This is a genomic window from Acidovorax sp. GW821-FHT10E03 (assembly GCF_059415205.1).
The window spans coordinates 70459-89031 of the sequence record NZ_JBWKMU010000017.1 but is presented as its reverse complement, the minus strand read 5'-3'; the positions used below and the strand labels follow the sequence as shown (position 1 = coordinate 89031).

General features: G+C 67.9%; 20 protein-coding genes. 13 read left to right on the top strand and 7 right to left on the bottom strand.

The genetic code is table 11. The annotated features are described in order from the left end of the window. Positions 1 to 400 precede the first annotated feature (400 nt). The 4 genes from AC07OD_RS25910 to AC07OD_RS25895 form a co-directional block, all read right to left on the bottom strand. A complete protein-coding gene (locus AC07OD_RS25910) occupies positions 401 to 1417 on the bottom strand; it encodes an NAD(P)H-dependent glycerol-3-phosphate dehydrogenase (RefSeq protein WP_494598356.1) in 1017 nt (338 codons plus the stop codon). 215 nt (positions 1418 to 1632) lie between these two features. Continuing rightward, complete coding sequence (secB, locus tag AC07OD_RS25905; protein ID WP_218295917.1) at positions 1633 to 2091, bottom strand: protein-export chaperone SecB; 459 nt, start codon at positions 2089 to 2091, stop codon at positions 1633 to 1635. 108 nt (positions 2092 to 2199) lie between these two features. Next, the gene (gene grxC / locus AC07OD_RS25900; RefSeq protein WP_218295916.1) at positions 2200 to 2460 is read right to left on the bottom strand and encodes a glutaredoxin 3; all 261 of its coding nucleotides are present in this window, start codon (positions 2458 to 2460) and stop codon (positions 2200 to 2202) included. Between the two features lie 77 nt (positions 2461 to 2537). Next, entirely contained in the window at positions 2538 to 2945 is a 408-nt protein-coding gene (locus tag AC07OD_RS25895) for a rhodanese-like domain-containing protein (protein WP_218295915.1), read from the bottom strand. 87 nt (positions 2946 to 3032) lie between these two features. Between AC07OD_RS25895 and gpmA the strand changes: the two genes are divergently transcribed. The 4 genes from gpmA (at position 3033) to AC07OD_RS25875 (ending at position 6741) form a co-directional block, all read left to right on the top strand. After that, entirely contained in the window at positions 3033 to 3776 is a 744-nt protein-coding gene (gpmA, locus tag AC07OD_RS25890) for a 2,3-diphosphoglycerate-dependent phosphoglycerate mutase (protein WP_218295914.1), read from the top strand. Positions 3777 to 3898: 122 nt separating this feature from the next. Then, complete coding sequence (locus tag AC07OD_RS25885; protein ID WP_218295913.1) at positions 3899 to 5335, top strand: S41 family peptidase; 1437 nt, start codon at positions 3899 to 3901, stop codon at positions 5333 to 5335. Positions 5336 to 5454: 119 nt separating this feature from the next. Continuing rightward, positions 5455 to 6204 carry a HesA/MoeB/ThiF family protein gene (locus AC07OD_RS25880; protein WP_494598355.1) on the top strand — a complete coding sequence of 250 codons (750 nt, stop codon included), beginning with the start codon at positions 5455 to 5457 and terminating at the stop codon, positions 6202 to 6204. 114 nt (positions 6205 to 6318) lie between these two features. Further along, a complete protein-coding gene (locus AC07OD_RS25875; protein WP_218295911.1) occupies positions 6319 to 6741 on the top strand; it encodes a response regulator in 423 nt (140 codons plus the stop codon). A gap of 103 nt (positions 6742 to 6844) precedes the next feature. On the opposite strand, the gene AC07OD_RS25870 is transcribed toward AC07OD_RS25875, so the two are convergent. Next, positions 6845 to 7477: a response regulator gene (locus tag AC07OD_RS25870; RefSeq protein ID WP_100409415.1), complete on the bottom strand. Its 633-nt coding sequence runs from the start codon at positions 7475 to 7477 to the stop codon at positions 6845 to 6847. Positions 7478 to 7605: 128 nt separating this feature from the next. Here AC07OD_RS25870 and AC07OD_RS25865 point away from each other — a divergent pair, with 128 nt between their 5' ends. From AC07OD_RS25865 to AC07OD_RS25840, 6 genes are all read left to right on the top strand, one after another. Then, positions 7606 to 9009 (top strand): sensor histidine kinase, encoded by a 1404-nt coding sequence (locus AC07OD_RS25865; protein ID WP_218295910.1) that lies wholly within the window; start codon positions 7606 to 7608, stop codon positions 9007 to 9009. A 368-nt stretch (positions 9010 to 9377) separates the two neighbouring features. Further along, positions 9378 to 9542, top strand: a complete 165-nt coding sequence (locus AC07OD_RS25860; protein WP_010463174.1) for a DUF1328 domain-containing protein — start codon at positions 9378 to 9380, stop codon at positions 9540 to 9542. 55 nt (positions 9543 to 9597) lie between these two features. Then, positions 9598 to 9993 carry a hypothetical protein gene (locus tag AC07OD_RS25855; protein WP_494598354.1) on the top strand — a complete coding sequence of 132 codons (396 nt, stop codon included), beginning with the start codon at positions 9598 to 9600 and terminating at the stop codon, positions 9991 to 9993. A gap of 195 nt (positions 9994 to 10188) precedes the next feature. Further along, the gene (locus AC07OD_RS25850) at positions 10189 to 10506 is read left to right on the top strand and encodes a BON domain-containing protein (protein ID WP_218295908.1); all 318 of its coding nucleotides are present in this window, start codon (positions 10189 to 10191) and stop codon (positions 10504 to 10506) included. A gap of 202 nt (positions 10507 to 10708) precedes the next feature. Beyond that, positions 10709 to 11824: a zinc-binding metallopeptidase family protein gene (locus tag AC07OD_RS25845; RefSeq protein ID WP_218295907.1), complete on the top strand. Its 1116-nt coding sequence runs from the start codon at positions 10709 to 10711 to the stop codon at positions 11822 to 11824. Between the two features lie 93 nt (positions 11825 to 11917). Further along, a complete protein-coding gene (locus AC07OD_RS25840; RefSeq protein WP_494598353.1) occupies positions 11918 to 12664 on the top strand; it encodes an alpha/beta fold hydrolase in 747 nt (248 codons plus the stop codon). 66 nt (positions 12665 to 12730) lie between these two features. Here AC07OD_RS25840 and panC read toward each other — a convergent pair whose 3' ends face one another. Then, positions 12731 to 13576 carry a pantoate--beta-alanine ligase gene (panC, locus tag AC07OD_RS25835; protein WP_369643178.1) on the bottom strand — a complete coding sequence of 282 codons (846 nt, stop codon included), beginning with the start codon at positions 13574 to 13576 and terminating at the stop codon, positions 12731 to 12733. A 40-nt stretch (positions 13577 to 13616) separates the two neighbouring features. Next, entirely contained in the window at positions 13617 to 14498 is an 882-nt protein-coding gene (panB, locus tag AC07OD_RS25830; protein WP_218295904.1) for a 3-methyl-2-oxobutanoate hydroxymethyltransferase, read from the bottom strand. 131 nt (positions 14499 to 14629) lie between these two features. Between panB and nadC the strand changes: the two genes are divergently transcribed. From nadC to AC07OD_RS25815, 3 genes are all read left to right on the top strand, one after another. Then, entirely contained in the window at positions 14630 to 15499 is an 870-nt protein-coding gene (gene nadC / locus AC07OD_RS25825) for a carboxylating nicotinate-nucleotide diphosphorylase (protein ID WP_494598352.1), read from the top strand. Further along, positions 15496 to 16632 carry a quinolinate synthase NadA gene (gene nadA / locus AC07OD_RS25820; protein WP_218339553.1) on the top strand — a complete coding sequence of 379 codons (1137 nt, stop codon included), beginning with the start codon at positions 15496 to 15498 and terminating at the stop codon, positions 16630 to 16632. The genes nadC and nadA overlap by 4 nt, the downstream gene beginning before the upstream one ends. A gap of 77 nt (positions 16633 to 16709) precedes the next feature. Further along, the gene (locus tag AC07OD_RS25815) at positions 16710 to 18533 is read left to right on the top strand and encodes a chorismate-binding protein (protein WP_494598351.1); all 1824 of its coding nucleotides are present in this window, start codon (positions 16710 to 16712) and stop codon (positions 18531 to 18533) included. Positions 18534 to 18573 lie beyond the last annotated feature (40 nt).

The following is an 18573-nucleotide window of genomic DNA, read 5'->3' as shown; positions in this document are numbered from 1 at the left end:
CGCGCGCAGCGGCCGGGACGGCGGTGCGAAGGAAGCGAATGAAAGACGGCGGCGCCTTTGCGGCGCGGCCCGCGCCGACACCTGGTAGGCACGGGACTACGGCCACGCGCAGCGCTGGCGCACAGGGCGGGGGGATGCGGGGCCCTAAGGTAGAGCCATCCACATTTCTTCATCCCTTCAAGGAGATCACCATGCCTATCATCTTGTGGCTGCTCGGCGTCCCGCTGTCGGTTGTTCTGTTGCTCATGCTGTTTGGCGTGTTCTGACCTCTGCGCAATCCATGTAAAAAGCCGCGTGCGCCCCAGGGCGCACGCGGCTTTTGTTTTGCGACAAGGGTGTGCGGCGCTGGGGGCGGTACGGCCGGCCCTTGCCGGGCAGGCGCCTGCCGCGCGCCGTTCGACTACACCAGTTCGGCCGCGGGCCCCCGGCCCATCAGCGCCGCCACGGCGTCTGCGGGCTGGATCTGGCCGTCCAGCAGCGCCACCGCGGCGCGGGTGATGGGCATGTCCACCCCCAGCATGGCGGCCCGCTGCGCCACGGTGCGGGCGCTGTAGACGCCTTCCGCCACGTGGCCCAGCGACTCCACCGCCTGCGCCAGGGTGCGGCCCTGCGCCAGCAGCATGCCCACGCGGCGGTTGCGCGACAGGTCGCCGGTGGCGGTCAGGACCAGGTCGCCCAGGCCCGACAGGCCCATGAACGTGTCCGGCCGCGCGCCGAGCGCCAGCCCCAGCCGGGTCATTTCGGCCAGGCCGCGCGTGATGAGGGCGGCACGGGCGTTGAGCCCGAGCGCCAGGCCGTCGCACAGGCCCGTGGCGATGGCCAGCACGTTCTTCACGGCGCCACCCACTTCCACGCCCACGATGTCCTCGTTGGCGTACACCCGCACGCTGGGGCTGTGGAACGCGCCGACCAGCGCGTCCCGCACCCGCGCATGCGGGCTGGCCGCCACCAGCGCGGTGGGCTGGCCCAGCGCCACTTCCTGCGCAAAGCTCGGACCGCTGAATACACCTGCTATTAAATCAGGAGCTACTTGCGCTTGTACTTCATGTGCCAGCAGCCCAAAGGATGCCGAACCGGCACCGGGAGGCATCGCCTCGAAGCCCTTGCACAGCCAGGCCACGGGCGCCGTGCATCCCCGCAGCACCTGCAGCATGCCGCGCAGCGCCGCCATGGGCGTGGCCACGATGACGAGGTCGGCATCCGGCAGCAATGCGCCAAAGTGGCCGTCGGCGATAGAGAGAGAAGGGGGAAAGTCGATGCCCGGCAGATAGCGCGCGTTCTGGCGCGCCGCGCGCATGGCGTCTGCCTGGCCCGCGTCGCGCGCCCAGAGCGTGACCGCATGGCCGCCAGGGTGCTGGGCCGCGCTCATGGCGAGGGCGGAACCCCAGGCACCGGCACCCAATACTATGATTTTCATAGCTGCTTGCGCTTATTCATCAGGCGCTGGAGGCCAAAAAGTCTTTGATTCGATGATCTCCGCGCTACGCCTCGCCCGCGGCCTGTGCCAGCGGCGCGGCCCAGGCGGGGTAGCCGCGGAACTGGCTTTGCCAGGCCGTTGGCCGCGTCCCCCTCCCGAGCGCGCAGCGCGACGAGAAAGGGGGAAGGCGCGAAGCGCCTCAGGGGGGGCTCTTCTTATTGCGTGATGATGGGCGAAGCCTGGCCGGCGGCCTGGGCTTGCTGCTGCTCGTACATGGCCTGGAAGTTGATTTCGGCCAGGTGCACGGGCGGGAAGCCGGCGCGGTTGATCAGGTCGGCCACGTTGCCGCGCAGGTAGGGGTACACGATCTGCGGGCAGGCGATGCCCATGATCGGGCCCATCTGGTCTTCCGGCACGTTGCGGATCTCGAAGATGCCGGCCTGCTTGGCTTCGACCAGGAACACGGTCTTGTCCTTGATCTTGGTCTGCACGGTGGCGGTCACGGCCACTTCGAAGATGCCTTCGGCCACGGGCGTGGCTTCCACGCCCAGCTGGATGTCGACGTTCGGCTGCTCTTGCTCCAGCAGGATGCCGGGGGAATTGGGCTGCTCGAGCGACATGTCCTTGAGGTAGACGCGCTGGATCTGGAACACGGGATTTTCTTGGTCGGCCATGGTGAAGTCTCTTTGCTCTAACGGAATTTCTAGCAAAACAAAACCCGCCCGGGAAAAGCTCCCGCAGCGGGCACATGGGGCTGCATTATGCAGCGCCCGCGGTGGGGGTCAGGCGGCGCCCAGCAAGGGCATGAGCTCGCCGCGGCTGTCCAGCGCCACCAGATCATCGTGGCCGCCCACATGGGTTTCACCGATGTAGATCTGCGGCACCGTGCGGCGGCCGGTGATCTCCATCATGTGGACGCGCGCGGCGGGGTCGGTGTCGATGCGGATTTCCTCGATCTGCTCCACGCCCTTGGACTTGAGGATCTGCTTGGCCCGGATGCAGTAGGGGCAGACGGCGGTGGTGTACATCTTCACGGGTTGCATGGCGGACCTTCCTCTTTCTTCCTGTGGGGCTAAAAATCAGTGGCAAGACTATCGCGGACCCAATAACTGGGGGCGGATCAGGCTTTTTCCACAGGCAGGCTGGCTTCGCGCCAGGCCTTCAGGCCACCAGCGAGCGACTGGGCGTTCTCGTAGCCCAGCTTCTTGGCAATGGCCACCGCGCGGTTGGCGCGGGCGCCGCTCGCGCAGACCAGCACCACGGGCAGCGCCTTGTTCTTGACCACCGTGGGCAGGCGCTCTTCGAGCTGGCCCAGGGGCACGTTCCTGGCGCCGTTCACATGGCCGGCGGCGAATTCCTCGGTTTCGCACACGTCGATGACGATGGCTTTTTCCCTGTTGATGAGCTGCACGGCCCGGGCGGGCGTCAGCGAGCCACCACTGGCGTTCTTGAGCACCGGCCACAGCAACATGCCGCCCGAAGCCAGTGCAACAAAGATCAGATACCAGTTGTCGATAATGAATTTCACGAAGATTCCTTGGGTTGGCGAACGGCGTAATTCTAGAATGCTGGGTTTTGGCCCGCATTTCTTTGACCCGCCTTTCCTGGGGAAACCATGTACAAACTCGTCCTGATCCGCCACGGCGAATCCACCTGGAACCTTGAAAACCGCTTTACCGGCTGGACCGATGTCGACCTCACGCCCACGGGAGTTTCCCAGGCCATGTCCGCTGGCAAGCTGCTCAAGGCCGAGGGCTACGAGTTCGATCTGGCCTTCACCAGCGTGCTCAAGCGTGCCATCCACACCCTCTGGTACACGCTGGACGAGATGGACTGCACCTGGCTGCCGGTCGTCAAGGACTGGCGCCTGAACGAGCGCCACTACGGCGCCCTGCAGGGCCTGAACAAGGCCGACATGGCCAAGCAGTATGGCGACGAGCAGGTGCTGGTCTGGCGCCGCAGCTACGACACGCCGCCGCCCGCACTGGAAGCCACCGACCCCCGCAGCGAGCGTGGCGACCGCCGCTACGCCGCGCTGGCCGAGGGCAGCGTGCCACTGACCGAATGCCTCAAGGACACCGTGGCGCGCGTGCTGCCCTTCTGGAACGACGCGATGGCGCCGGCCATCCGCTCGGGCAAGCGCGTGGTGCTGGCCGCGCACGGCAACTCCATCCGGGCGCTCGTCAAGTACCTCGACGGCATCTCCGAGTCCGACATCGTCGGCCTGAACATTCCCAACGGGATTCCACTGGTATATGAACTCGACGCCGACCTGAAACCCATCCGCCACTACTATCTGGGTGACGCGGAAGCGGCCGCCAGGGCCGCGGCCGCCGTGGCATCGCAGGGCAAGGCGTAAAGCTCGCGTAAAGACGGGGAAAACCCGCCATCTTCTCCTGCCAAAGTGAGTGCCCGTGCGGAACCGCGGCGGGTTCGGCCCTTCCAAGGTGTATATTGATTCGAAGCGGTAAAAGGTGTTGTATGGGCCACAAACTTAAAATTGCAGGATGGGTGTCGGTGGGGGTGGTGGCCGGAGCGCTCACCACGGTGTCCCTGCAGACGGTGGCGCGCGGCGCCATGACGCCACTGCCCCTGGAGGAAATCCAGCAGCTGTCGGCGGTGTTCGGCCTGGTGAAGACCGACTATGTCGAGCCGGTGGACGACAAGAAGCTCATCACCGACGCCATCTCGGGCATGGTCGCCAGCCTGGATCCGCACTCCCAGTATTTCGACAAGAAGTCCTTCAAGGAATTCCGCGAGGGCACGTCGGGCCGCTTCGTGGGCGTGGGCATCGAGATCACCCAGGAAGACGGGCTCATCAAGGTCGTCTCGCCCATCGAGGGGTCCCCGGCGTTTCGCGCCGGCCTCAAGACCAACGACCTGATCACCAAGATCGACGAAACGGCGGTCAAGGGGCTGTCGCTCAACGACGCCGTCAAGCGCATGCGCGGCGAGCCCAACACCAAGGTCACGCTCACCATCTTCCGCAAGGACGAGAACCGCTCGTTCCCGGTGACGATCACGCGCGAAGAGATCAAGACCCAGTCCGTCAAGGGCAAGGTGGTGGAGCCCGGATACGCCTGGATCCGCCTGTCGCAGTTCCAGGAGCGCACGGTCGATGACTTCGTGCGCAAGGTGGAGGAGGTCTACAAGCAGGACCCCAACCTCAAGGGCCTGGTGCTGGACCTGCGCAACGATCCCGGTGGCCTGCTGGACGCGGCCGTGGCCGTCTCGGCGGCGTTTTTGCCGGAGAACGTCACGGTGGTCACGACCAACGGCCAGCTGGCGGACAGCAAGGCGACCTACAAGGCATCGCCGGACTACTACCAGCGCCGTGGCGGCGGCGACCCGCTGCGCCGCCTTCCCCCGGCCCTCAAGTCCGTGCCCCTCGTGGTGCTGGTGAACGAAGGCTCGGCATCCGCCAGCGAGATCGTGGCCGGCGCGCTGCAGGACCACAAGCGCGCCACCATCATGGGCAGCCAGACGTTCGGCAAGGGGTCGGTGCAGACGGTGCGTCCCCTGGGGCCTGATACCGGCATCAAGCTGACCACGGCACGCTACTACACGCCGAGCGGCAAATCGATCCAGGCCAAGGGCATCGTGCCCGACGTGATGATCGACGAGTCCGAGGAGGGCAACATCTTTGCGGCCCTGCGCATGCGCGAGGCCGACCTCGACAAGCACCTGGGCAGCGGCCAGGGCGAGGAAAAGAAGGACGAGGCCCGTGAAAAGGCCCGCGAGGATGCGCGCAAGCGCATGGAGGACGAGGCCAAGAAGCCCGCTTCCGACCGCAAGGCGCCCGAATTCGGTTCGGACAAGGACTTCCAGCTGGTGCAGGCGCTGAACCAGCTCAAGGGCCGCTCCGTGCTGGTCAGCAAGACCTTGACGGAACGCAAGGAAGAAAAGAAAGAGAATTGAGCTTTCTTTCGCTCGTGGTCTGATCGGCTCCAAGCCGGATTCCAGCGGAATCCGGCTTTTCCTTTTGTGCCTTTGACTTTGCCCTTGGCTGTGTTCACTTTTCTGCTTGGGATTCCTTCATGACCGACGACCAGCTCCTGCGGTACTCGCGCCACATCCTGCTCGATGAGATGGGCATCGAAGGGCAGGAGCGGGTGCTGGCGGCGCATGCCCTCATCATCGGCGCGGGCGGCCTGGGTTCGCCCGCCGCGCTGTACCTTGCCTCCGCTGGCGTCGGGCACATCACGCTGGTGGACGACGATGTGGTCGACCTCACCAACCTGCAGCGGCAGATCGCCCACACCACGGCGCGGGTCGGGCAGCCCAAGGTGGCCTCCGCGGCCGCCGCCATGGCTGCCATCAACCCCGGGGTACGGGTCACGGCGCTCCAGGCGCGGGCCGATGCCGGCGTGCTCGATGCGCTCGTGCGCGAAGCCACCGTGGTGCTCGATTGCAGCGACAACTACGCCACGCGCCACGCCATCAACGCGGCGTGCGTCGCCCATGACAAGCCGCTGGTCGCGGGGGCGGTGATCCGGTTCGACGGGCAGATCACGGTGGTCGATCCACGTGCCGCGCAATCCCCCTGCTATGCCTGCATCTTCCCCCCGGAGGCCGAATTCGAGGAGGTGGCCTGTTCGACCATGGGCGTGTTCGCTCCGCTGGTGGGGGTGGTCGGGGCGATGCAGGCGGCGGAGGCGCTCAAGCTGCTGGCCGGCATCGGCACTTCGCTGGCTGGCCGCCTGCTCATGCTGGACGGCCGGTCCATGGAGTGGAACACCATGCATGTAGGGCGCGCACCCGGCTGCCCCGTGTGTGTTGCGCGGTAGGATTCCTCCTACAACCGCCGCGTGTGGCGGCTGGCAGAATCACGGCATCACAGCATCTAAATTCGAGGCTCGATCAGCGCAACTGTGCACCGGTCGCGAAACTGGACCCCTTCCGTGAAACTCCGCACCTATATCGTTGAAGACAACGCGACCATCCGTGAGAACCTGATTGGTACTCTCGAAGAGTTGGCGTCCGTAGAGGCGGTAGGAGTGGCGGAGACGGAAGACGAAGGCAAGAGCTGGCTGGCCGCGAACAGCGGGCAGTGGGACCTGGCCATCGTGGACCTGTTCCTGCGCCAGGGCAGCGGCCTGGGGGTGCTGGCGGCCTGCCGCGACCGCAAGCCTGGCCAAAAGATGGTGGTGCTCAGCAACTATGCGACACCCGACGTGCGCATGCGCTGTGCGCAGCTGGGCGTGGACGCGGTGTTCGACAAATCCAATGAAATCGACGCGCTGGTGGACTACTGCATCCAGCACAGCGGCCCCGTGCCCCTGGACTCCAACCCCCCCATGCCGGCATCTGGCCAAGCTGCGTGAACCCGCCGCGGCGGGGCTGCACGCCGGGTCCAGGCTTCACACCTGAACCTCCATGCCCCGTCGGACCCGAATCATGACCCCGGACTGAGGCCACTGTTCCATGTCAGTCAATCAGGCGGTTCTTGAGCGCGTAGTAGGTCAGATCGCTGTTGGAGGACAGGCTCATCTTTTCCATCAGACGCGTCCGGTAGGTGCTCACCGTCTTGACGCTCAACGACAAGGCCTTGGCGATGTCGCCCGCCGTCTCGCCCTTGGCAAGCTTGAGGAACACCTGGAACTCGCGCTCCGACAGCTGCTCGTGCGGCGGGGCGTCGTCCTTGCGGTTGAGCTGCTGGGCCAGCAGTTCGGCCACGGCGGGTGTGAGGTAGCGCCGGCCCAGCGCGATGGTGCGGATCGCTTCCACGATTTCCGAGGGCTCGCATTCCTTGTTCAGGTAGCCGCTCGCGCCCTGGCGGATCAGGTTGATCGCGTAGTGTTCTTCGGGATAGCCGCTCAGGATCAGGATGCCCATGTCCGGCGCCTTGGCGCGCAGCATGGCCAGCGCATCCAGCCCGCTCTGGCCGGGCATCGACAGGTCCATCAGCAGCACGTCGATTTCCTTGTTGCGCACGAGGTCGATGGCTTCGCGGCCGTTGGCGGCCTCGCCCTCCACCCGCAGATCCACGTGCTCCGACAGAAATTGCCGCAGCCCGGAACGAACAATCGCGTGGTCATCCACAATGCCAATCTTGATCATCGATCTTTCTTTCGCAGGGCGGTGGTGCCGCGCCTGATGTTTGTTGGTTGCACAGGTTCTTCGGCATGCCACGCCCTGATGGGGTGTGGCGGCGGCCGGGTCCTCAGACATTATCCAGAATACCGCGTATGAGCCTCAAAGAAAACACCCGCATCTGGCTTCCCAAGGTTCGCAAGATGGCGTTGAGCCTGCCGATGGCGCTGCTGGCGGCCATGGTGCTGGTGGGGATCAATGAAACGGGGCATATGCGTTCGCAGGATGCGGTCGAGCAGATGACGCACGGCCAGAACACGCGCAAGGCCGTCAATACCCTGCTGCAGAGCATGCTGGACGCGGAGACAGGCCAGCGCGGCTACCTGCTCACCGGCAACGAGACCTACCTGGAGCCCTACGACAAGGCCGTGGCCAGCGTGCAGACCAATCTGGACGGGTTGCGCGAACTGTTCATGGATGCCCCCGACGACATGCAGGAGTTCGCACTGCTGTCGCGGCAGATCTCCCGCAAGCTGGCGGAGATGGAGCTGAGCCTGCGCCTGCGCCGGCAGGGCAATGAGGACGCCTGGAAATTCATCCTGCACACCGACGTGGGCAAGGAGCACATGGAGGCGATCCGCAAGCATGCGCTGGAGCTGATCGCGCGCAGCGACCGGCATGTCAAGCAGGGCCAGGAGCAGATCGAGCAATCGCTCATGCTGTCGCGCATCGGCATCGCCACGGTCACCGTCATCGGGCTGCTCGCGTTCTACATGTACCTGCGCCAGGCGCAGGCGCTGCAGGTGGTCAACCTGCGCGAGCAGGCCCTGCTCGAGCGCGAGCGGGATCGCCTGGAGGGACTCGTGAGGGACCGCACCGCAACGCTTTCCGAACTGGCCAACCACCTGCAGCAGGTGCGCGAAGAGGAGCGCGGGCACCTCGCGCGCGAGCTGCACGATGAACTCGGCGCGCTGCTCACGGCGGCCAAGCTGGACGTCGCGCGGCTCAAGTCCAAGATCGATGCCACCGTGCCCGAGGTGGCGGAGCGGCTCAAGCACCTGACCGAAACGCTCAACAGCGGCATCGCGCTCAAGCGGCGCATCATCGAGGACCTGCGGCCTTCATCGCTCTCCAACCTCGGGCTGACCGCGGCCATTGAAATCCTCACGCGCGAATATGCCGAGCGCGCCGGCATCGAGGTGGAGACCAGCCTGGAGGCGGTGCAGTTGCCCGATGCCTCGCAGCTCACGGTGTATCGCATGGTCCAGGAGGCCCTGACCAACATCGGAAAGTACGCGAAGGCCAGCAAGATCCTGGTGTCGGTGCACGGCTATCCCACCCATGTGGCGGTGCAGGTGCGCGACGACGGGGTCGGCTTCGACCCGGCGACGGTGCGCCCCACGTCGCATGGCCTGTCCGGCATGCGCCACCGCGTGGAGTCCGCGGGCGGCCGGCTGTCGATCACCTCGCGCGCGGGCAGCGGCACCCTGGTCTCCGCGGTGCTGCCGCTGCAGCACCGCTCCGCGGACGCGCCCAAGCCCCCCGCCCTGGACGTGTGACGCACCCGCAGCGCGGTGCATCCGCGGGGGCGCGGTGCCCTCGCCAGGCCTTCTTCCAGCCCTTCTTCCATCCGATTGGCCTCGCGCACGCGGCACCGCCGACGTGCCCCGCCTCTTGGGGCCTCTAGCCCTTTTCGTTTTTTGCATCCGCTGCCCGGGCGTGCCCAGGCGGGGGATGCGCGCTGCATGTCACCCGTGCGCGGGCGGCAGGGCTTCGTCCTACAGCGGGCGCGCTGCACCGCCGACAGGCCCGCGCGCCAGGGACCGGCATCTTTGAAGCGACAGGCTTCCTACAGTGGACCCCAGGCGCTGAATTTCTTGTGCCCTGACCCGCCGGCACACACCGGCCCCTACAAAAGGAGAAGGAAATGTTGCATTACGCAGTTGTTTTTCTGGTGATCGCGTTGATTGCAGCCCTTTTCGGCTTCGGCGGCATTGCTGCCGGGGCCGTGGGCATCGCCAAGATTCTGTTCTTTGTCTTCGTGATCATGGCTGTCGTGACCTTTGTCCTGGGGCTGCTCAAGAAGGGCTGATGCCCGTTGCCGTGAAACCAGCCATTCCCGCATACACCATCCAAGGAGTTCCCCAATGAGTATCCAGACCGCCACCGACAAAGTTGCCAGCAGCGCCCGCCATATCGCCGACGATGTGCTGCAGAGTGCGCAAGACGTCGTACAGTCCACGCGCAATGCCGCCAACAACTCCCTGGAAAAAGCCGAAGAGGGCGTGCGCAACCTGCGCAGCCAGGCCGACCCGGTCATTGACGATCTCGCGGCCCGCGCCCAGGAACTCGCGGCACGCAGCATCGACTATTGCGCCGAAACGAGCGCGCGGGCCCGCCGCCAGATGCAGCAGGCCGCGGAGGCCACCAACAAGTACGTGGCCGAGCAGCCCGGCAAGTCGCTGGTGATCGCCGCCGCCTCGGGCGCCGCGCTGGCCACGCTGGTGCTGTGGATGTCGCGCCGCCGGCACGCCGCATACTGACCTGTCAGCCCGGCTTGCAGGTCGGCCGTTGAAGGGTGACACTTTGTCCCCATGGCGGCCGCCCCGCCAGCATCATCCATCAGGCACCAGAAATCGAACCGTACAGTCCGCCGGTCGCGGAGGGTGCAACAGACCGGCAGATTGCAATTTTCCAGCACCCGCGTTCCCAAACCATTCTTCTAGAAGGACAACACCATGAAATACGCACGTGCCCTCGCTTTTGCCGCAGTCGCCGGCATCACCATCGTCACGGCCACCGGCTGTTCGGTGGCCCGCAACCAGCAGACCATGGGCTCCTATGTCGATGATGCCGGTATCACCACCGCCGTGAAGGCCAAGATGGCGGAGGACAAATCCGTCTCCGCCACCTCCATCAGCGTGGAAACGCTGAACGGCACGGTACAGCTGTCGGGCTTTGCCAAGTCGCAGACCGAGAAGAACCAGGCCGAGGCCATCGCGCGCAACACCAAGCATGTGCGCGAAGTGCGCAACAGCATTGTCGTGCGCCCCTGATCGTTGAACGGACGGCATGAACCCGGGGCAGGCGGCTCGCGCCACCTGCCGGCCGGGGCCAGGGAGCAGGTTCCAGGAATGACCTGGAACCTGCTCTTTTTCATTGGGAATCCCGATCCGGGCCCGGCGCCGCCTGCGGCGCGCGGCGAACCTGGCGGCCATGCCCCCACACGGACGCCCCACTGGGTATAAGCTCGGCACCATGCGCGTATTCAATTGCGACCATTGCGGTCACCTGGTGTTTTTTGACAGCGTGCAATGCCTGCACTGCGGCAGCACGCTGGCATTCCTGCCAGACCAGCTCGCCATGGCCGCCCTGGCGCCCGCGCCGCAGGACGGCCCGGGCCTGTGGCGCCGCATGGGCGAGCGCGGCACCGCGAACTACAGCGGGCGGCTGTACCGCATGTGCCACAACCACACGGAGTACCAGGCGTGCAACTTCGCGGTGCCCGCCAACGACTATGCCGACCTGTGCGCCTCGTGCCGCCAGACGCGCATCCTTCCCGACCTCTCGGAAGCCGCCAACCTGGGGCGCTGGAAGCAGATCGAGGCGGCCAAGCGCCAGCTGTTCTACACGCTGGCGCGCCTGGGGCTGGAACCCGTCCCCGGCCGGTACGGGCCGGTCTTCGAATTCCTGGCCGACCTGCCCGGCGGTCCCGCGATCCTCACCGGCCATCTGGGCGGCACCATCACGCTCAACGTGGCCGAGGCGGACGACGACGAGCGTGCACGCCGCCGCATCGCGCTGGGCGAGCCCTACCGCACCTTGATTGGCCACCTGCGGCATGAATCCGGCCATTTCTACTGGGACCAGCTGGTGCGCGACGGCGGCCGCATCGACGCCTTCCGCAACGTATTTGGCGACGAGCGGCAGGACTACGCCGCCGCGCTGGACGCGCACTACGCCCGGGGCAACGAGCTGGGCGACTGGGCCGCGCGCCATGTGAGCGCCTATGCCGCGGCCCATCCGTGGGAGGACTGGGCCGAAACCTGGGCCCACTACCTGCACATGATCGACCTGCTGGAGACGGCGGCCAGCTACCAGGCGGGCGTGACGGTGCCCGACCCGCATGCCGCCATCCGCCACCATGTCACCGACCCCTTTGCCACGCCGCGCCCCGCGTTCCAGGACATGGTGCGCCAGTGGGTGCCGCTGACCCTCATGCTCAACAGCCTGAACCGCAGCCTGGGCCAGCACGATGCCTACCCGTTCGCGCTGTCCTCCGGCGCCATGGTCAAGCTGCGTTTCGTGCACGATCTGGTGCAGGCGCAGGCCCCCCAGGGCGGCGTGCAGGCGGTGCCGTCCGAGGCGCTGTAAGCCCCTCCGCGCAGCCGGTCCTGGCGTCCGCGCGGCCTCCCCGCCAGCGCCGCGGCCTGCACGCCCGCGTGTTTCTTGCGACACTCCGGAGCCATGAACAACACCCCCTTGCATGCCGTCGACCCTCCCCAGCTCGTTCTGATACCCGGCCTGGCCGGTGATGCCACCATGTGGCAGGCACAGCTGCCGGCCCTGCCGGCCGCGCTGCGCCCCGTGGTGGCCACGGCCCACGCGCGGCCCGACGCGCAGCGCATTGAAGACATGGCCGCGCTGGTGCTGGCCGAGCATCCTGGGGCCTTGCTGCTGTGCGGCGCCTCGATGGGCGGGATGATCGCCATGGAGGCCGCGTGCCAGGCGCCCGGGCGCGTGGCCGGCCTGGCGCTGCTGGGCACCACGGCCCGGCCGGAGACGCCCGACATGCGCGCGCTGCGCGAAGCCGCGATGGAACTGTTCGCCCAGGGCCGCTTGCGCGAGGTGATCGAGCCCAACGTGGCGTTTGCCTTTCACCCGGCCAATGCGGCACGGCCCGCGCTGGTGCAGGCCTACCTCGACTTCGTGCTGCGCGCCGGCGCGCAGCAGCTGGTGCGCCAGAACCGCGCGGTCATCCACCGGCCCGATGCCCGGCTGCACCTGCCGCGCGTGGCCTGCCCCACGCTGGTGGCGTGTGGCGCCGCCGACCAGCTCACACCGCCCGAATGCTCCGAGGAGATCGCGGCGCTCATCCCTGGCGCCCACCATGCCGTGCTGGCCGAATGCGGCCACATGCTCACCATGGAGCAGCCCGAGGCCGTCAACCGCCTGCTGCTGGAATGGATCGCGCGGGGTGGTTGGGGGCATTGATTTCTCATGAAATTGGCCTCTGGCGCTTGATGGGAAAGCGCTGGTTGCTATGAATTCAGGAGCTAATCAGAACTCCAGGTTGTCGATGAGCCGCGTGCCGCCCAGGCGCGCCGCCCCCAGGGCGACAAGCATGCCCGGCCCGTCCTGCGCCGTGGGCGGCTGCAGGTCGGCGCGGCGGCGCACGGTGAGGTAGTCGGGCTGCCAGCCGCGTGCGCGCAGGGCATCGACGGCCTGTTGCTCCAGCGCCGCGCCTGCGGCTGGCGGCCGGGCAGTCCATTGCCCCGCCAGCTGCCGGAGCGCCTGCGGCAGGGCCACGGCCTCCTGGCGTTCCTCGCGGCCGAGGTAGCCGTTGCGCGAACTCAGCGCCAGCCCATCCGCCGCGCGGCAGGTCTCGCCCGCCACGATGTCGATGGGCAATGCGAACTGCCGCACCATTTGGCGGATCACCATGAGCTGCTGGTAGTCCTTCTTGCCAAACACCGCCGTGCCGCCGCTCTGGCCCAGCACGCAGGCGAACAGCTTCATCACCACCGTGCCCACGCCCACGAAGAAGCCGGGGCGGAACTGGCCTTCGAGCATGTCGGCCAATGCGGGATCGGGGTGCACCTTGAAGGTCTGGGGCTCGGGGTACAGGTCGGCCTCGCGCGGGGCGAACAGCACGTCGCAGCCCGCGGCCCGCAGTTGCGCGCAGTCGGCCTCCCAGGTGCGGGGGTAGCTGTCGAAGTCCTCGTGCGGCAGGAACTGCAGGCGGTTCACGAAGATGCTGGCCACGGTCACGTCGCCCAGGGGCCGGGCCTGGCGCACCAGGGCGATGTGCCCGTCGTGCAGGTTGCCCATGGTGGGCACGAAGGCGGGGTGGCAGCGGGCGGCGAGGGCCTGGCGCAGGTCGGCGATGGAGTGGGCGATCAGCATGGGGCGGGAGTGCGTCTGTTGAAAAATCCGAGGGGGTCGCTTACCAGGCGTGTACCGCGTTGTCCGGGAAACGCCCCTGCTTGACGGCCTGCACATACGCCTCCATGGCGCCGCGCACGCTGCCCGCGTCCGACATGAAGTTGTGCACGAACTTCGGCATTTTTCCGAGGTTCATGCCCAGCATGTCGTGCAACACCAGCACCTGGCCGGCCGTGCCGTTGCCCGCGCCGATGCCGATGGTGTGGCAGCGCGGCAGCTCGGCCGTGAGGGCCGCGGCCAGCGCGGCGGGCACCATCTCCAGCACCAGCATGGCGGCGCCTGCGTCCTGCAGTTCGTGTGCTTCTTGGCGCAGCGTGCGGGCGTCGTCGTCGGTCTTGCCCTGCACGCGGTAGCCGCCCAGGGCATGCACGGTCTGCGGCGTGAGGCCCAGGTGGGCGCACACCGGCACGCCGCGCTGCACCAGGAACTCCACCGTGGGCGCGGTCCAGCCTCCGCCTTCGAGCTTGACCATGTGCGCACCCGCCTGCATCAGCACGCAGGCGCTGCGCAGGGCCTGCTCGCGGCTTTCGGCATAGGTGCCATACGGCAGGTCGGCCACCAGCCAGGCCGTGCCCTGCACGCGGTGCAGGCCGCGCGCCACGCTGGCCGTGTGGTAGGCCATGGTGTCCAGGCCCACGCCCACCGTGCTGGGCAGGCCCTGGCACACCATGCCCAGCGAGTCGCCCACCAGGATGCATTCCACCCCCGCCGCATCGGCCACGGCCGCGAAGGTGGCGTCATAGGCGGTCAGCATCGTGATCTTCTCGCCCGCCGCGCGCATCTGCGCCAGGCGCGGCAGGCTCACGGGGCGGCGCTGGGGCAGGGGCGATGCGGGCGGCAGGGTACCGTAGGGCGTGGCGGAAACGGTGCTGGTGGCAGTCATGGGGCATGCATGGACAAAAATTGCCGCGAGTCTATGCGACCAATAATGGGTGTACTTATTGGTTGCCGGCGCGGTGGGAAACGGCCTGCGCTGGCGCAGTGGCCTTTGGGTTCCCGGTATGCTCCCGCCCCATGACGCTTTCGAACCAACAGTCCATGGACCATGATGTGGCGGCCCTGGCCCAGGCCGATGTGGCCCGCGCCCTGGCGGAAGACGTGGGCGCAGGTGACCTGACCGCCGGCCTGATCGACCCCGCCCGCCGCGCCCGCGCGTGCATCCTGGCGCGCGAGTCCGCCGTGATCTGCGGCGCGCCCTGGGCCGAAGCCGCCTTGCGCGCGCTCGACCCCACCATGGGGATCATCTGGCATGTGGCCGAGGGCCAGCGCTGCGCGCCCGACCAGGTGGTGCTGGAACTCACGGGCAATGCCCGCGCGCTGCTCAGCGCCGAGCGCACGGCGCTCAACTTTCTGCAGCTGCTGTCGGCCGTGGCCACCAAGACCCGCACCTATGTGGATGTGGTGGCCGGCACGCGCGCCCAGATCGTGGACACGCGCAAGACCCTCCCCGGCCTGCGCCTGGCACAGAAGTACGCCGTGCGCGTGGGCGGTGGCACCAACCACCGCATCGGCCTGCACGACGCGGTGCTCATCAAGGAAAACCACATCGCCGCCGCCGGTGGCGTGATCGCCGTGCTGAAAGCCGCGCAGGCTGTGGCCGCGCAAGCCACGTTCATCGAGATCGAAGTGGAAACGCTGGCGCAGCTGGCCGAGGCGCTGGAAGCCGGCGCCAGGATGGTGCTGCTCGACAACATGCCCCTGCCCACGCTGCGCGAGGCCGTGCGCATCAATGCCGGACGCGCGATTCTGGAAATCTCCGGCGGCGTCACGCTCGATGGCCTGCGCGCGCTGGCAGAGACCGGCGTGGACCGCATCTCCATCGGCACGCTGACCAAGGACGTGAAGGCCACCGATTTTTCGATGCGCCTGCAGGAGCTGTCATGACCACCACCACCGCCGTGCTGAACCGCATCGATGTGGAGTACGAACAGCCGCTCGGTACCCAGGAGGGCTCCGTCTGCTCCACGAAACACGCCTGGGCCCGCGTTCCGCCCGAGCCCGCTGCGCCTGAGCGCGCCGCGCTCAAGGAGAGGATCCGCCGCCTGCTCAAGGAGAAGAACGCGGTCATGGTGTCGCACTACTACGTGCACCCCGACCTGCAGGACCTGGCGGAGGAAACCGGTGGCCTGGTGAGCGACTCGCTGGAGATGGCGCGCTTTGGCCGCGACCACGCCGCGCAGACGCTGGTGGTGAGTGGCGTGCGCTTCATGGGCGAGACGGCCAAGATTCTGAGCCCCGAAAAGACGGTGCTCATGCCGGACCTCGATGCGACCTGTTCGCTCGACCTGGGCTGCCCCATCGACGCATTCAGTGCGTTCTGCGATGCCCATCCCGACCGCACCGTGGTGGTCTACGCCAACACCAGCGCGGCCGTGAAGGCGCGCGCCGACTGGCTGGTGACTTCGAGCTGCGCGCTCGACATCGTGGGGGCCCTTAAGGCCGCGGGCCAGAAGATCCTGTGGGCGCCCGATCGCCACCTGGGCGCCTATATCCAGCGCGAGACCGGCGCCGACATGGTGTTCTGGAACGGCGCCTGCATCGTGCACGACGAGTTCAAGGCCTTCGAGCTGGAGGCGCTCAAGAAGGAGCACCCCCGCGCCAAGGTGCTGGTCCACCCCGAGAGCCCTGCGGACGTGATCGCCCTGGCCGATGCCGTGGGCTCCACCAGCGCCATCCTCAAGGCCGCGCGCGAGATGGATGCCACCGAATTCATCGTGGCCACCGACAACGGCATGATGCACAAGCTGCGCACGCTCAACCCCGGCAAGGTGTTCATTGAGGCGCCCACCGCCGGCAACAGCGCCACCTGCAAGAGCTGCGCGCACTGCCCCTGGATGGCGATGAACGGCCTGGCTGACGTGGCGCGGGTGCTGGAGACCGGTGCCAACGCGGTCCATGTGGACCCCGCCCTGATTCCGCGCGCGCGCCAGCCGATTGACCGCATGCTGGCCTTCACCGCCGCGCTCAAGAACGGGCAGCCGGCCAGCGCCCTGGTGCCGCACCTGGGCGCTGCCTGACAGTACCACCCGCAGGGCCTGATCTGCTTTGATTTTGATAGCTGTCAGCGCATGAAATACCTGCGCTAGCGCCTGTTTTGACCATCACTTCCCGCATCGACTTCACCCAGCCGCTGGATGCACGCGCCCCGCGCCTGCGCCACGCCTTCGGCACACCCCGCGAGGTGCTCGTGGCCCACGCGCTGCCCCAGGTGCGCGGCGTGCTCGACGCCGTGCACGCCGCCGCGCGGCAGGGCCGCTGGTGCGTGGGCCACGTGCGCTACGAGGCGGCCGCCGCGTTCGATGCGGCCTTGCAGACCCACGCGGCCGACGGACCGCTGGCCTGGTTTGCCGTGCACGACGCGCCGCTGCCCTGGCCCGAAGGCGCGCAGGGCCCCACGGCGCAGCCTCCTGCGCAGGTGGCATGGACCGGCAGCCCTGACCGCACCTCGTTCGATGCCGCGCTGGCGCGGATCCAGCAGGCGATCGCGGCGGGCGAGCTGTACCAGGTCAACTACACCGCGCCCCTTCATGGCACGCTTCAGGGGTCGGCGCAGGCACTGTTTGCCGCGCTGTTGCGCGCCCAGCCCGGCGGGTATGCGGCGCACATCGACGCGGGGCCCGAGCAGGTGCTGTCGGTGTCGCCCGAGCTGTTCTTCGACTGGCGGGATGCCCCCGATGGTGGAGCCCTCCTGGCCCGGCCCATGAAGGGCACGGCCCCGCGCGGAGCCACCCCCGAAGAGGACGCGGCCCAGGCCGAGCACCTGCGCACGGCGCCCAAGGAGCGGGCCGAGAACGTGATGATCGTGGACCTGCTGCGCAACGACGTGTCGCGCATTGCGCTGCCGCACAGCGTGCGCGTGCCCGCGCTGTTCGCCACCCAGGCCCTGCCCACGGTGTGGCAGATGACCTCGGACGTGACGGCCCGCACGCGGCCCGGCACCACGCTGGCCGATGTGTTTGCGGCGCTGTTCCCGTGCGGCTCGGTCACCGGCGCACCCAAGGTGCGCGCCATGCGGATGATCCGCGCGCTGGAGCCCGCGCCGCGCGGCGTGTACTGCGGCGCGGTGGGCGTGGTGCGCCCGGCCGGCCCGCCCGACGCGCAGGGCCGGCACGCGGTGGCCGCCACGTTCAACGTGCCCATCCGCACCGTGGTGCTGCGCAGCGGGAGCGGCGGCGACGGCGAGGAAGGCCCGGCCGTCCACGCCACCTGCGGCATTGGCAGCGGCATCACCTCGGGCGCGCTGGCCGATGCCGAGTGGAGCGAGTGGCAGCACAAGCGGGCCTTTGCCGAGCGCGCCAGCCAGCCCTTTGACCTGCTTGAAACCCTGGCGCTGGAGGCCGGCGCCTTCCGGCACCTGGCCGACCACCTGGCGCGCCTGGAGAAGACCGCCGCGCACTTTGGCGTGCCCTGGGATGCGAAAGCCGTGTCGCAATGCCTGCGGGCGCTGGCCGCCGCACACGCTGCGGGGGCCTGGCGGGCGCGCCTGCTGCTGGACGCCACCGGCACGCCCCGGGCCGAGGCCTTTGCGCTGCAGCCCACGGCCGCACCCGTGCGCCTGCAGCTGGCCACGCGCCCTCTGGCGGAGGCGCACGGCGAATTCGTGCGCCACAAGACCACGCGCCGCGCGCACTATGCGGCGTTGGCGCCCACCACGCCCGGCGTGTTCGACACGGTGCTGTGGAACACGGCGGGCGAGATCACCGAAAGCACCTTCGGCAACATCGCCGCGCTCATCGATGGGCGGTGGGTGACGCCGCCCCTGTCCTGCGGCCTGCTGCCCGGCGTGGGCCGTGCCGTGGCATTGCGCGAGGGGCGCGTGGTGGAGGCCGTGCTGCGCGTGTCTGACGTGCCCCGGGTGCAGGCCTGGGCCTTCCTCAACAGCCTGCGGGGCTGGCTGCCGGCCACGCTCGAGGGCTGATCGGCGCCGGCGCCCCGCGTGGGTGGTGGGGGCCGGGCTG